Annotated in this window: 15 protein-coding genes; 6 read left to right on the top strand and 9 right to left on the bottom strand. The window is 72.1% G+C overall.

Annotated features, from left to right (window positions below; all coding sequences use genetic code 11):
• Window positions 1-66: 66 nt before the first annotated feature.
• Both ACFQGL_RS07235 and dut read right to left on the bottom strand, forming a co-directional pair.
• Complete coding sequence (locus ACFQGL_RS07235; RefSeq protein WP_377507339.1) at window positions 67-708, bottom strand: DUF3710 domain-containing protein; 642 nt, start codon at window positions 706-708, stop codon at window positions 67-69.
• 25 nt (window positions 709-733) lie between these two features.
• Window positions 734-1,294, bottom strand: coding sequence for a dUTP diphosphatase (gene dut / locus ACFQGL_RS07230; protein WP_377507336.1), 561 nt, complete (start codon window positions 1,292-1,294; stop codon window positions 734-736).
• Between the two features lie 60 nt (window positions 1,295-1,354).
• Here dut and ACFQGL_RS07225 point away from each other — a divergent pair, with 60 nt between their 5' ends.
• Window positions 1,355-1,888 carry a DUF3093 domain-containing protein gene (locus ACFQGL_RS07225; protein ID WP_377507333.1) on the top strand — a complete coding sequence of 178 codons (534 nt, stop codon included), beginning with the start codon at window positions 1,355-1,357 and terminating at the stop codon, window positions 1,886-1,888.
• A gap of 102 nt (window positions 1,889-1,990) precedes the next feature.
• Here ACFQGL_RS07225 and ACFQGL_RS07220 read toward each other — a convergent pair whose 3' ends face one another.
• Entirely contained in the window at window positions 1,991-2,785 is a 795-nt protein-coding gene (locus tag ACFQGL_RS07220) for a hypothetical protein (protein WP_377507330.1), read from the bottom strand.
• Between the two features lie 122 nt (window positions 2,786-2,907).
• A complete protein-coding gene (locus ACFQGL_RS07215; RefSeq protein ID WP_007075406.1) occupies window positions 2,908-3,204 on the bottom strand; it encodes a DUF4193 domain-containing protein in 297 nt (98 codons plus the stop codon).
• 420 nt (window positions 3,205-3,624) lie between these two features.
• On the opposite strand from ACFQGL_RS07215, the gene ACFQGL_RS07210 reads away from it, so the two are divergent.
• Window positions 3,625-4,134: a LytR C-terminal domain-containing protein gene (locus ACFQGL_RS07210; RefSeq protein WP_377508342.1), complete on the top strand. Its 510-nt coding sequence runs from the start codon at window positions 3,625-3,627 to the stop codon at window positions 4,132-4,134.
• 61 nt (window positions 4,135-4,195) lie between these two features.
• Here ACFQGL_RS07210 and ACFQGL_RS07205 read toward each other — a convergent pair whose 3' ends face one another.
• The gene (locus ACFQGL_RS07205; protein ID WP_377507327.1) at window positions 4,196-5,017 is read right to left on the bottom strand and encodes an inositol monophosphatase family protein; all 822 of its coding nucleotides are present in this window, start codon (window positions 5,015-5,017) and stop codon (window positions 4,196-4,198) included.
• A gap of 289 nt (window positions 5,018-5,306) precedes the next feature.
• Here ACFQGL_RS07205 and ACFQGL_RS07200 point away from each other — a divergent pair, with 289 nt between their 5' ends.
• Window positions 5,307-6,896 carry an RNA polymerase sigma factor gene (locus ACFQGL_RS07200; protein WP_377507324.1) on the top strand — a complete coding sequence of 530 codons (1,590 nt, stop codon included), beginning with the start codon at window positions 5,307-5,309 and terminating at the stop codon, window positions 6,894-6,896.
• A 245-nt stretch (window positions 6,897-7,141) separates the two neighbouring features.
• On the top strand, window positions 7,142-7,375 hold the full coding sequence (locus tag ACFQGL_RS07195) for a DUF7455 domain-containing protein (RefSeq protein WP_030337431.1): 234 nt from the start codon (window positions 7,142-7,144) through the stop codon (window positions 7,373-7,375).
• Between the two features lie 750 nt (window positions 7,376-8,125).
• Here the strand turns inward: ACFQGL_RS07195 and ACFQGL_RS07190 are convergent.
• The 3 genes from ACFQGL_RS07190 to ACFQGL_RS07180 all read right to left on the bottom strand — a co-directional run bounded on the left by ACFQGL_RS07190 (window position 8,126) and on the right by ACFQGL_RS07180 (window position 10,960).
• Complete coding sequence (locus ACFQGL_RS07190) at window positions 8,126-9,859, bottom strand: DEAD/DEAH box helicase (protein WP_377507319.1); 1,734 nt, start codon at window positions 9,857-9,859, stop codon at window positions 8,126-8,128.
• Window positions 9,860-10,038: 179 nt separating this feature from the next.
• Window positions 10,039-10,701, bottom strand: a complete 663-nt coding sequence (locus ACFQGL_RS07185) for a trimeric intracellular cation channel family protein (protein WP_377507316.1) — start codon at window positions 10,699-10,701, stop codon at window positions 10,039-10,041.
• Between the two features lie 40 nt (window positions 10,702-10,741).
• On the bottom strand, window positions 10,742-10,960 hold the full coding sequence (locus ACFQGL_RS07180; RefSeq protein WP_007456912.1) for a DUF3039 domain-containing protein: 219 nt from the start codon (window positions 10,958-10,960) through the stop codon (window positions 10,742-10,744).
• Window positions 10,961-11,050: 90 nt separating this feature from the next.
• On the opposite strand from ACFQGL_RS07180, the gene ACFQGL_RS07175 reads away from it, so the two are divergent.
• Together ACFQGL_RS07175 and ACFQGL_RS07170 are read left to right on the top strand one after the other, a co-directional pair.
• Complete coding sequence (locus ACFQGL_RS07175; RefSeq protein WP_377507312.1) at window positions 11,051-11,986, top strand: pseudouridine-5'-phosphate glycosidase; 936 nt, start codon at window positions 11,051-11,053, stop codon at window positions 11,984-11,986.
• A complete protein-coding gene (locus ACFQGL_RS07170) occupies window positions 11,983-12,882 on the top strand; it encodes a carbohydrate kinase family protein (protein WP_377507309.1) in 900 nt (299 codons plus the stop codon). The genes ACFQGL_RS07175 and ACFQGL_RS07170 overlap by 4 nt, the downstream gene beginning before the upstream one ends.
• A 27-nt stretch (window positions 12,883-12,909) precedes the next feature.
• On the opposite strand, the gene ACFQGL_RS07165 is transcribed toward ACFQGL_RS07170, so the two are convergent.
• A complete protein-coding gene (locus ACFQGL_RS07165) occupies window positions 12,910-13,269 on the bottom strand; it encodes a DUF3099 domain-containing protein (RefSeq protein ID WP_377507306.1) in 360 nt (119 codons plus the stop codon).
• Window positions 13,270-13,287 lie beyond the last annotated feature (18 nt).

The following is a 13,287-nucleotide window of genomic DNA, read 5'->3' as shown; positions in this document are numbered from 1 at the left end:
CGACGCCGGAACCGTGCCGCCAGCGTACGCCGACGGGGCCGGTTCCGGCGGGCCGGTGCGTGTCGGTCAGGCCTGGCCAGGCTCGGCGGCGGCCTGGTCGGCGATCTCCCGGGGCAGCCGCAGCGGCAGCGGCTCGCGGACCGGCTTCGCCTCCTGACCCCGGTCGACCACCAGGCCGTCCAGGCACTCGGCGAGGGGCCCGGCGATGACCGGGTCGAGGGCCACCGGGCCCTGGAAGACGCCGCGGACCATCCAGCGCGGCCCGTCGATGCCGACGAACCGCAGGTTGGTCGGGCCGTCCTGGGTGTTCACCTCGGCGTACAGCTCGGTGCCGTACTCGCCCTCGACCGCGCGGGTGGTGGCACCGTCGCGGACCAGCGACTGGCGGATCTCCTCGCGCACCTCGTCCCAGATCCCCTCGGAGCGGGGCGCGGCGAAGACGCCGAGTTGCAGCGCGTTCTCCCCGTGCACCAGCACCACCTGCTGGACCACGCCCTGCGGGTCGGCCTGCACCCGCACCTCCACCTCGGCGATCGCCGGGATGTGCAGGCTGCCCAGATCGAGCCGCTGCACCTCGTCGTCGACCTCGGAGATGTCGTACGGGCCGCGCACCAGCGCTGGCGTCGCAGAGCCCTCGTCGAGGACCTCGGCGGCCCGCTCGTCACGGGTTTGCCGCCCGGCACCGTCCCGCTTTCGGGAGAAGATCACTGCGCCCGCCCTCCGCTGTTCGTACTCACCCTGCCACCTCTTCCGTCCGCCCGCGGCCCGGCTCGTCCCGCTGCGGCCCGATCCGGTCCTGCCCCGCCGGGGACGGCACCAGGCCGGCGTGCCCGCCGGTGGAGCCGTGCCCGCCGGTCCCACGCTGGGATTCGGGCAGCTCGGCCACCGGCTCGAACCGTGCCCGCGCGACCCTCTGGACCACGAGCTGCGCGATCCGATCGCCGCGGGAGATCTTCGCTGGCGTCTCCCGATCATGGTTGATCAGGTTGACCAGGATCTCACCCCGGTAGCCGGCGTCGACCGTACCGGGCGCGTTGAGCACCGTCACGCCGAGCCTGGCCGCCAGGCCGGAACGGGGATGGACCAGGCCCACGTACCCCTGGGGCAACGCGATGGCGACGCCGGTGGGCACCAGGGCACGGCCGCCCGGTGGCAGCTCCACGTCCGCGGCCGCCACCAGGTCGGCCCCGGCGTCGCCGGGATGGGCGTACGCGGGCAGCGGCAGCTCGGTGTCGAGCAGCCGCACGGGCACGGGTACGACGTCGGTCACGGGTTCCTCTTCCGTCCGGTTCATCGGGGTGACCCTGCCATCCTGCCGGTTGGCCGGGCCGCCGTGCGCCGTACCCTCGCAGGAGTGAGCATGTCGCCCTCCCCGTCCGCCGGTCAGCCGCCCGTCGCGGCCCGCACGGCGTACGCCGAACGGCTGAGTCTGCCCTGGTGGCTGTGGCTGGCCGGGCTGGTGGCCGCCGCACTGCTGGCCGTCGAGGTCTGGATGGGTGCGGACGGCGTACGCGCCTGGCTGCCGTTCGCGGTGTTGTTGCCGCTCACCGCGGTCGGGCTGTGGTGGCTGGGCCGGATCCGGGTGGCGGTCGCCGACTCCGAGCTACGGGTGGACGACGCCCGACTGCCGGTGCGCTTCGTGGCCGACGTGGTGCCACTGGACGCCGCCGGCCGCCGGGAGGTCCTCGGGGTGGGCGCCGACCCGCTCGCCTTCGTGGTGCAGCGGCCGTGGGTCGGCGGCGCCGTGCAGGTGGTGCTCGACGACCCGGCCGATCCGACCCCGTTCTGGGTGGTGAGCACCCGGCATCCGGTCGAGCTGGCCGAGGCGGTGCTGACCGCACGGGACGCCCGACCCCGCGTCGACCGTACGGCCGGCGGGCCGGGCTGACGTACGGGCCCGACCCGTCGGGTCGGCCTGTGCCGCGCCGACGAGCACGGGACCGCTCAGGTGCCGGTGGGCGGGCCGCTCAGGTGCCGGTGGGCGGGCCGCTCAGGTGCCGGTGGGCGGGCCGGGCAGGGCCGGCGGAGGCGCCGGCCGGGCGATGCCGCGCCGACGCAGGTCCACCTGGAGCTGATCGGCCATCGACCGGGTGGCCCGGCGGTTGAGGTAGCTGGCCACCGCCGCGCCGGTGAGGAACGGCCCGAGCGTGGTGAGGTTGCGCCCGAAACGCCGCAGCATGGTGTCCCGCAGTTCCTTGCGAGCGGCGGTGCCGAGCACCGCGCCCACCCCCACGCCGGGAACCATCGGGTTGATTCCGCGCTGGGTGGCCCAGGAGTGGATCAGGGCGACCGCCCGCTGGCTGCCGCCCGCTGGCAGGTCCACACCGTGCACCTCGTGCAGCTCGCCGATCAGCTTCAGCTCCACCGCCACCACGGCGACCGTCTCGGCGGCGAGCAGCACCGGCGCGGAGAGCAGGGTTGGTGTGACCGCCCACTCGACGGCGGCGACTCCCCCGCCGGCCGCGCCGATCCCGGCGGTGGTCCGGGCCGCGTTGCGGATCAACCGCTCGGCCAGGGCGTCGTCATCCAGCCCTGGAAAGTGGCGGCGCAGAGTGGCCAGGTCCCGCACCGGTACGTGCGGGGCGATCTCGGTCACGGTGTCGACCATCCAGCGCACGGCGGCGCGGGGCTTGAACAGGTCGGCGAGCCCACGGGCCCGGGCCTGACCGACCACCCGGGTGAGCAGTTGGCGACGACGGGCCGGCGCGAGGTCGTCGGCGGTCAACTCCGCGACGGTGGCGCCGAGGTCGTCCGCGCCGCCGGTGGTGTCGCCTCGTTCGCTCATGGGTCGGAACCTCCCGGTGCTGTGGCTACCCGATACGAGTCAAGCAGGTACCCACACGTGCCGCACGGCTACACCGGCAGCGGCGGCCCCGTTCAGGGAGGCCGCCGCTGGTGTCGTGAGTGTCAGACGCACTCGCGGCAGATCAGCTCGCCGTTCCGCTCGACCGCCAGCTGGCTACGGTGGTGTACCAGGAAGCAGCGGGCGCACCGGAACTCGTCCTGCTGCATGGGTAGCACCTTGACCGTGAGCTCCTCATCGGCCAGATCGGCGCCGGGCAGCTCGAAGCTCTCGGCCACCTCGGCCTCGTCGACATCCACCGCGCCCGACTGTGAGTCGACGCGCCGGGCCTTGAGCTCTTCCAGGCTGTCCTCGCCGAGGTCGACCTCGTCGCGACGCGGGGCGTCGTAGTCGGTGGCCATCGGTTTTCACTCTCCCATATCGATGTTGTCGCTTCCGGTTGTAACGCCGGACGACGCTGTTTCGGTTCCGTTGGCCGGCCACCACTTGTGTCGGGCACCCGACCCGGGGACCGACGGGCCGAGACCGCTGGGGCGACTCCCCTGCGAGCGCGGAACCTTACCCCCCGTTGGGCGAGGCATGTATACCGCCCTCGCGGCTGAGATGTACGCCCCAGCACGCGAAGTTGTTCCCAATGTGACTCAGGCGACACGAAGATAGGGGTAGTAGTACCCGGTTCGCGGTCGGCGCGCCGGCATGTCGGACTGTTTCCACGCGACGGCCGGACAACCGTTAACCTCAGCGGCGTATTCGACGGCCGGCGGTCCGCGCGACCGCTACCACCCACCTCAGGTCCGGGAGCGCAGATGAGTTTTGCGCGAGTGCGAGCACTCGTCGTGGTTGGTCTGCTGGCAGTGCTGGCCCTGACCTTCGTCATCATCGCGATGGTCCGTGACACCCAGGGCAACGCGGGCACAGCCAAGGGTTGCCCGGCCGGCTGGCCGCTGGCGGACGTCGCGCTGCACGAGCCCAAGGATGTCAAGATCAACGTGCTGAACGCGACGGACGAGCCCGGCCGGGCCGCCGCCGTGGCGGACGATTTCCGCAATCGGAAGTTCCAGGTCATCAAGGTCGGCAACGCCAAGGCGATCCCCAACGTGGCGACGCTGATGTACGGCCCCAAGGGCGTCGGCTCCGCGCACCTGCTCAAGGCGTACTTCCTGGGCAACGCCAAGCCGGTGTACGACGCCAAGCGCACCGACGACACCGTGGACGTGGTGCTGGGCAGTTCCTTCCAGCAGCTGGCCACCACGACCGAGGTCAACCAGTCCCTCGGTGACCTCGGCGCCCCGGAGGCGCCACCGGAGAGCTGCCCCGCTCCGATCAAGTGACTCCGTACCCCGGCGGGCGTCGACACCAGTCACCACCGCCCGCCGGGGCCGACGGAGCCGTTCAGGGACCGCCGGAGGCATCCAGGGCGGCGAGCCGGTCGTGCAGCGGCTCGAAGAGCGCGGGCGGGGCCGCGAGCACCAGGTCCGCACCGGGCGGGCGTCCGGCCAGGCCGGCGACCCGTACACCCGCCTCGGCCGCGACCAGGCCGCCAGCCGCCAGGTCCCAGGCGGCCAGGCCCTTCTCGAAGTACGCGTCCAGCCGCCCCTCGGCGACCAGGCAGAGGTCCAGCGCGGCGGCGCCGAGACGGCGGATGTCCCGCACGTGGGCGATCATTCCGGCCACCACCTGAGCCTGGTGCGCCCGCCGGCCGGCGTCGTAGCCGAAGCCGGTGCCGACCAGCGCCTGCCCCAGGTCGGTCTCGGCCGAACAGCGCAACCGGATCCCGTCGCGCCAGGCCCCGCCACCGATCGTGGCGGTCCACTCCTCGCCGGTGTTCACGTTGCGCACCACGCCGGCGACCACCACCCCGTCCACCTCGGCGGCCAGCGACACCGCGCTGTACGGCAGCCCGTAGAGGTAGTTGACCGTGCCGTCGATCGGATCGATGATCCACCGCACGCCGCCGGGTCGTACCGGCCCGGTGTCGCCCGTGCCGTACTCCTCGCCGAGCACCGCGTCGTCCGGCCGCAGCCGGTGCAGCGCGTCGACCACCTGCCGCTCTACAGCGCGGTCCGCCGCGGTGACCACATCGGTTACCGTGCTCTTGGTGGCCGCCACGGACACACCCTCGGTCCGCATCCGGTACGCGGTGGCCGCGGCGTCCCGCGCCACGTCGAGCGCGATCGCCAAGAGTTCCCGTGGCGGCGGGGCCGAACGGTCCATCCCAGGTCCCCTTCCCGCACGAGCGGGGCGTTCCGGCTCATGCGCGAGTATCATCCTTACAAAGTCCACATCTGCGCCGAATCGGCGGTCCCCACCGCCGGTACGCCGTGCGGCGCAGGATGATCGCCGCAGACGGCGTTACAATTCACCCCTGCCCACGCGCCACGGACCGCCGACCACCGGCCGGCCCGCGACACGGGGGCCCCTCAACCACATCGTCCGGCCTGGTCGCCCCACGCTGCGCCGGACGACCCGGCCGTGCCCGCTCTTCGCCTCCGGAAGGTCATTCGTGACAGAACCCCGCCAGACCGGCGCCGACGTTCGCTCGCTCACCGACACCCTGATCGCCCACGCGCAGAGCGCCGGTGGTCAGCTCACGTCGGCCCAGCTCGCGCGCACCGTCGAGTCCGCCGAGGTGACTCCGGCCCAGGCCAAGAAGATTCTGCGGGCACTCTCCGAGGCGGGAGTGACCGTGGTGGTGGACGGGTCGGCGAGCACCCGCCGCCGCGTCGCCGCGGCCCGCTCCACCACGCCGGCGTCCCGGGCCACCACCGCCAAGACCACCAAGAAGGCCGCCGCGCCAGCCCCGAAGCAGGCCCCCGCCGCCGACGACGCGCCGTCGACGCCGGCCCCGCGCAAGGTGGCCGCGCGCAAGGCCACCGGCGAGGCCGGTGCCGCCACGCCGGCGAAGGCGACCAAGTCGACCCGGGCCACCAAGGCGACGGTCGCCGCGGCCGGTGCCAAGGCCGGCACCAAGGCCAAGGGCGAGGGCGCCGAGGGTGAGATCGACCCCGAGGAGCTGGCCGCCACGATCGAGGACGTGGTGGTCGAGGAGCCGGCCGAGCTGACCCAGGCCGCCGAGGCGGACGCGGCGAGCTCCGCGACCGACAACGACTTCGAGTGGGACGACGAGGAGTCCGAGGCGCTCAAGCAGGCCCGGCGGGACGCCGAGCTGACCGCCTCCGCCGACTCGGTGCGCGCGTACCTCAAGCAGATCGGCAAGGTTCCGCTGCTCAACGCCGAGCAGGAGGTGGAGCTGGCCAAGCGGATCGAGGCCGGGCTCTACGCCGCGGAGCAACTGCGCGCGGCCGACGAGGGCGAAGAGAAGCTCAGCCGGGAGATGTTCCGGGACCTGGGCTGGATCTCCCGTGACGGCGAGCGCGCCAAGAACCACCTGCTGGAGGCGAACCTCCGTCTGGTGGTGTCGCTGGCCAAGCGGTACACGGGACGCGGCATGGCCTTCCTCGACCTGATCCAGGAGGGCAACCTCGGACTGATCCGCGCGGTGGAGAAGTTCGACTACACCAAGGGCTACAAGTTCTCCACGTACGCCACCTGGTGGATCCGGCAGGCGATCACCCGCGCGATGGCCGACCAGGCCCGCACCATCCGCATCCCGGTGCACATGGTCGAGGTCATCAACAAGCTCGGTCGCATCCAGCGCGAGCTGCTCCAGGATCTGGGCCGTGAGCCCACGCCGGAGGAGCTGGCCAAGGAGATGGATATCACACCCGAGAAGGTGCTGGAGATCCAGCAGTACGCCCGGGAGCCCATCTCACTGGACCAGACCATCGGCGACGAGGGCGACAGCCAGCTCGGCGACTTCATCGAAGATTCCGAGGCCGTGGTCGCGGTCGACGCGGTGTCGTTCTCGCTGCTGCAGGACCAGCTCCAGCAGGTCCTGCAGACGCTCTCCGAGCGTGAGGCGGGTGTGGTACGCCTGCGCTTCGGCCTGACCGACGGCCAGCCGCGGACGCTGGACGAGATCGGCCAGGTCTACGGGGTGACCCGGGAGCGGATCCGGCAGATCGAGTCCAAGACGATGTCCAAGCTGCGTCACCCGTCCCGGTCACAGGTTCTCCGGGATTACCTGGACTGAGCAGGTTTCGTCAACCGAACGTGTCGTTTTGACCACCTGGCGTGCAACGCCAGATGGTGATCGTCCGGATGCGCGAATGTGATCGTTGACGTGGCACCCTGGGTGCACGGCACACTGTCCCTGCCATGTGTGACCTCGGTCCCCCGCGGGCACACAGGGAAGTCCAGGCCCGACGAGGATGTTGCACGATAGGTGAGCAACGACCGAGGAGATTGTTCATCGGTGACGACCAGAGGAGGAAGGCGATGACCCCGACCCTCACGCCGCCGCCCGAGACGGTGGCTCCCCCAGCCGCCGATGAACGGTGCGACCGCTGCAATGCTGCCGGTAAGCTCCGGATCACTCTGGCGGGTGGGAGCGAGCTGGTGTTCTGCGGGCATCACGCGAACAAGTACGCGGAGGATCTCGTGAAGATCACCGAGCGGTTCGCAACGGAGCCCGACTTCAGCTGGCGAGGCGCCGATCTGATGGCGAACTGAATCCGTAAACCGACATAGCCGGCCGGAGACACCGAAAGGGTGTCTCCGGCCGGCTTTTCCCTACCATCAGCCCGCGCCCGTGCCGCGCCGTCGCGCCTGTACCGCGCCCCGGATGCGGCGCATCGCGCCCCGCGCGCCACATGCGCCGCACCGCGCCCCGCGCGCCACATGCGCCGCGCCGATACCACGTGATCGTGCTCGATCCTGGATGTAGTGGCCGCGTCCCTGCCGGGATGCCACTACATCCAGGAGCTTGTCTCATCCTGTTTGGGCTGGTGGGGTGGTGTTGACAGGGTGGGGTGCTGGAGTCGCGGTGCTGGTCAGGGTGTGGTGATCTTCGTTGATGATCGACTGCCCTGGCGGATGTTCGATCGTGTCCGGCGTTGCGCGTGGCTCATAGCAGGGCCCTCGGTGAGGGTTGCAGGTCGTGACACACGACAACACGCCCACCGAGGGCCACGCTCTGGTCTACCAGGTCCATCTACCCTTGTCGACGAAATCGCTAGCCTTGATCACCCAAGCGATCCGTCAGTATCGCCGTGGTGTGCGCTCACGCCCAACCGCCCAACCGCTCCCAAGATCCGCACAACTTCCGGGAAAGTGCTGACTCGACGCCACGTGAGGCAGCAACTTCCCTGAACTTGCGCGGATTCTGCCGGCCGGGCAAGCGCCGAGGGCAGGGCAATCCGCAGCGCGGGGCGGATCGGGTGGGGCGGATCGGGTGGGGCGGATCGGGTGGGGCGGATCGGTCTAGAGGGTCTGGACGGTGGCGATGCGTTCCTCTAGCTGCTCGATGGTGGCCTGGGCGCTCGGCGGGCCGCCGCAGAGTCGGCGTAGCTCGGCATGGATCTTGCCGTGCGGCTGGCCGGTGCGGTGGTGTCGGGCGGCCACCAGGGCGTTCAGTTGGCGCCGGAGGGCCACACGGCGCTGGGCGGCACTCATGGGTGCCGGCGGCGCTGCGGTGGGCGCAGCGGCCGGCTGAGCGGCCCGCTCGGCGCTGCGGCGGCGCTGGGCGGCGAGCTGATCGGCCTGCCGCTTGGTGAGCAGGAGGGAGACCTGGTCGGCGGTGAGTAGGCCGGGCAGGCCGAGGTACTCCTCCTCCTCGGGGGTGCCGGCCTGGGCCGCGGTGCCGAAGGACGCACCGTCGAAGATCACCTGGTCCAGTTCGGCGGTGGCCGAGAGCGCGGCGAAGCGCTTCTCCAGCTCGCCGCTGGCCTGGTCGTCGCGCTGGGCCCGTTCGAGCAGATCGTCGTCGAAACCGTCGTCTTCCTTGGGTTTGCCGAGCACGTGGTCCCGCTCGGTCTCCATCTCGCTGGCCAGCCCGAGCAGGTGCGGCACGCTGGGCAGGAAGACCGAGGCAGTCTCCCCGGGCCGACGGGCCCGCACGAACCGGCCGATGGCCTGGGCGAAATAGAGCGGGGTGCTGGCGCTGGTGGCATAGACCCCGACCGCCAGTCGCGGGATGTCCACCCCCTCGGACACCATCCGCACCGCGACCAGCCACCGCTGGTCGGACGCCGCGAACGTCGCGATCCGCGCGGACGCGCCCAGGTCGTCGGAGAGCACCACGGCGGCCTTCTCGCCGGTCACCTGCTCGATCAGCTTGGCGTACGAGCGGGCGGTCTGCTGGTCGGTGGCGATGATCAGACCGCCGGCGTCGGGCATCCCGGCATTTCGCAGCACGGTGAGCCGGGCGTCGGCGGCCCGCAGCACCTGCGGCATCCAGTCCCCGGCCGGGTCCAGCGCGGTACGCCACGCCTGCGCCACCAGGTCCTGGGTCATCGGCTCGCCGAGCCGGGCGGCCAGTTCGTCGCCCGCGTTGGTCCGCCAGCGGGTCTCCCCGGAGTACGCCAGGAAGAGCACCGGGCGGACGACCCCGTCGCGCAGCGCGTCGGCGTAGCCGTACACCGAGTCGGCGCGGGAGCGCAGCAGCCCGTCACCGCCCCGCTCGTAGCTGACGAACGGGATCGGGTTGTCGTCGGAGCGGAACGGCGTACCGGTGAGCATCAGTCGGCGTACGGCGGGGTCGAAGGCGGCCTTCACCCCGTCACCCCAGGACCGGGAGTCACCGGCGTGGTGGATCTCGTCGAGGATGACCAGGGTGCGCCGGGTCATGGTGCGCCGCCGGTGCACCTGCGGGGCCATCCCCACCTGGGCGTAGGTGACCACCGCGCCGTGGAAGTCGGCCGCGGAGTGCAGATCGGCGTTGCGGAAGGCAGCGTCGAGCTGGATGCCGACGCGGGCGGCGGCGTCCGCCCACTGGTTCTTCAGGTGCTCGGTCGGTGCGACCACGGTGACCGCCTCGACGGTGCCGTCACCGAGCAGTTCGGCCGCGATCCGCAGGGCGAAGGTGGTCTTACCGGCACCCGGTGTGGCGACCGCGGTGAAGTCGTCGGTACGCCGGCGCAGGTACTCCACCAGGGCCTTGCGCTGCCAGGCGCGTAGTGCCGGGAACGTCTCGAGCACCGGCGTCCGGGCTGCCACGCGAAGCTCCTCTCCGCCCGCACGATGGCGGATTCCGGTCGAAGGCCACGATTACCGCCGCCCATGAAAACGCCCTCGCGCAGAAGCTGCCGCGAAGGCCGACTCAGCATAACCAGCGCGGGCCGTCCGGCCCAGGCGACGCCACGCTGGTCACATCCGCCACCGCGGTCCGCGCCGGCTCACCACTCCCGGTCGGTACGCGGATCAGCCCCGCCGGTACGCGGTGGGCGCAGCGTCGCCACCGGGGCGGACCAGCGCCGGCGTAGCGCGACCAGGCGCAGTCCGAAGACCAGTACGGCGGCTGCGGTGAGCGGTGCCGGCCCGGTCTGCCCGGTGACGTAGAGCAGTGTCACGGCCACCGATCCGGCCAGCGCGGCCACCGCGTAGATCTCCCGGCGGAGCACCACGGGGATCTCGGCGGTCAGCAGGTCCCGGCCGAGGCCGCCGCCGATCGCGGTCAGCATGCCGATCAAACAGGCCCCGACCGCCGGCACCCGGGCGTCGAGTGCCTTGAGCGTGCCGGTCACGGTGAACAGCCCCAGGCCCGCCGCGTCCAGCACCAGCACCGTGGTGCGCAACCGGGCCAGCTGTGGGTGCAGCCAGAAGACGGCGAGCGCGGTGACCGCGGCGGTGCCGGCGTACCGCCAGTCGGCGAAGGCGAGCGGCGGCACCTCGTCGATGACCAGGTCCCGGAAGATCCCGCCGCCGAGGGCGGCCACGAAGCCGACGAACGCGACACCGAACAGGTCGAGCCGTTTGGCCACCGCCGCCGAGGCACCGGAGGCGGCGAACACCGCCACACCGGTCAGATCGGCGAGGAGCAGGGCGGTGGAGGTGGTCACCGCCGCAGGCTACGTCGCGGGCCGGCGTGCCGGCCCGCGTTCACTCGCGGTACGAGTCGTAGATCTCCTTGCACTTGGGGCAGACCGGCGAGCCCGGCTTGGCCGCCTTGGTGACCGGGAAGGTCTCCCCGCAGAGCGCGACGACGAAGGTGCCCATGACGGCACTCTCGGCGATCTTCTCCTTGCGGACGTAGTGGAACATCTCGGGACCGGTGTCGGCGTCCTTCAACTCCGGACGCTCGAGAACCTCTGTGCTCACGTCTGCACCTCCAGCCGTCAAGTTTGGCAGGTCATCACGGCCGGGTCCACTTGAGGCCGGCGAGGGCCGGACCCCGTACGGTGGGCCATCGTGACCGATTTTCACATCAGCTACGGCACGCACGTTGCCGACGCCCTGCGCGACGGCCGGCCCGTCGTCGCACTGGAGAGCACCATTGTCTCGCACGGTCTTCCCCGGCCAGAGAACCTGCGGGTGGCCCGGGAGATCGAGCAGGCGGTCCGGGACGCCGGTGCCGTACCGGCGACGATCGGCATGATCGGCGGCGAGCTGGTGGTCGGCCTGGACGACGCGCAGCTGACCCGGCTGGCGACCGTCGACGGAGTGACCAAGCTCTCCGTACGCGACCTGGCGGTGGCGGCGGCGACCGGCGCGGACGGCGCCACCACCGTGGCCGCGACCAGCGCGGTGGCCGCCGCGGCCGGGATCGGGGTGTTCGCCACCGGCGGGCTGGGCGGGGTGCACCGGGAGGCCGCGCACACCTTCGACGAGTCGGCGGACCTGATCACCCTGGCCCGGACCCCGATCGCGGTGGTCTGTGCCGGGGTCAAGTCGATCCTCGACGTGGGCGCGACGCTGGAGCGGCTGGAGACCCTCGGTGTCTCGGTGGTCGGTTACCGCACCCGCCGGTTCCCCGGCTTCTACCTGACCGACGGCGGCTTCGACCTGGACTGGTCGGTGGACTCGCCGGAGCAGATCGCCGCCGTGCTCGCCGCCCGCGACGGGCAGGCCGTGCACGCGGGTGGCCTGATCGTGGCCAACCCGCTGCCCGTCGACGAGCAGCTCGACCCGGAGCTGCACGACCGGACCCTCGCCGACGGCCTGGCCCGGCTGGACCGCGACGGAGTGACCGGCAAGGCCGTCACCCCGTACCTGCTGGCGCACTTCCACTCGGCCACCGAGGGCGCGAGCCTGACGGTGAACGTCCGGATCATCCTGCGCAACGCCGACCTGGCCGCGCGGATCGCGGTCGCCGCGGTCGCCCGCACCACCGCCGCACCGGCATGACCCACCCGCCCCGGGTGATCGTCGTCGGGGATGTGCTCACCGACGTGGTCGCGGTGCTGTCCGGGCCACTCGCCGTCGGCTCGGACACCGCGGCGGAGGTCCGTCTCGGCGGAGGCGGACAGGCGGCCAACACCGCCGCGTGGATCGCCGCGCAGGGGGTGGACGTCACGATCGTCGGCGCGGTCGGCGAGGACGAGGCCGGTCGGGACCGCGTCGCCGAACTCGACCGGGCGGGCGTGCACTGCGCGGTCGACCGGGTCGAGGGCGCTCCGACCGGCACGGTGATCGTGCTGGCCACCGACGGCGAACGCACCATGGTCAGCCAGCGGGGCGCGAACCTGCGGCTCAGCGCCGAGCACGTCGAGCGGGCCCTCGCGGCGGTGCCCGACGCTGGGCATCTGCACCTGTCCGCGTACACCCTGTTGGACGCCGGGTCGCGCGGCGCCGGGCTGCGGGCGCTGGCCGCCGCCCGCGAGCGCGGGCTCACCACCAGCGTCGATGCGGCCTCCGCGGCGCCGCTGCGGCGGGTCGGCGCGGCGGCGTTCCTGAGTTGGGTACGCGATGTCGACCTGCTGCTGGTCAACGCCGACGAGGCGACGGTGCTGGCCGGCGGGCTGGACCCGGCGGCGCAGGGGCGGGCGTTGTCAGCGACGGCCCGGCGGGTGGTGGTCAAGCGCGGGGCGGCCGGCGCGGTCTGGGTGGACCGGACGGCCCCGGTCAGCGTGGCCCCGGCCCGGCGGGTGGCGGTGGTGGACGTCACCGGGGCCGGTGACGCCTTCGCCGCGGGTCTGCTCACCGCCTGGCTCGCCGGTGCCACCCCGGCGGCGGCGCTGAACCGCGCCACCGAACTGGGCGCCCTGGCCGTCTCGACCATCGGCGCCCGGCCCCGGCCGTGACCCGTTGGACCCTGGCCCGTACGCGGGTCAGGGTTCGACGTCGATGACCTTGTGCGGACGCTCGTCGGCGGTGAGGCTCATCGGTGGGGTGTCGGCCTGCTGGCGGGGGTGGAACCGGTTGGCCAACCGGTGCTGCTCCTTCGGCGGCCGGTCGTTGGCCAGCAGCACGGCCAGCCACGGGATGAGCACCATGCCCAGGGCGCACAACGGTAGCCAGAGCCACAGCAGCGGTGCGTTCGCGCCGACCAGGATCGCGCCAACGACGATGCAGGCCACCCGGATGCCCATCATCAGGACATAGCGGCGCTGACGGCTGGTGAGCTGATCGTTCTGGCTGCGCGAGGCGTCGGTGATCAGAATCGGCTGGTACGCCTGACGCTTCACCATGAACCTCCTCGAGGGGAT

The sequence above is a fragment of the Micromonospora vulcania genome (assembly GCF_042658605.1).
Classification (GTDB): domain Bacteria; phylum Actinomycetota; class Actinomycetes; order Mycobacteriales; family Micromonosporaceae; genus Micromonospora; species Micromonospora vulcania.
Note: the sequence above shows the minus strand (reverse complement) of the source record. Positions and strands in the feature narration are given on the sequence as shown.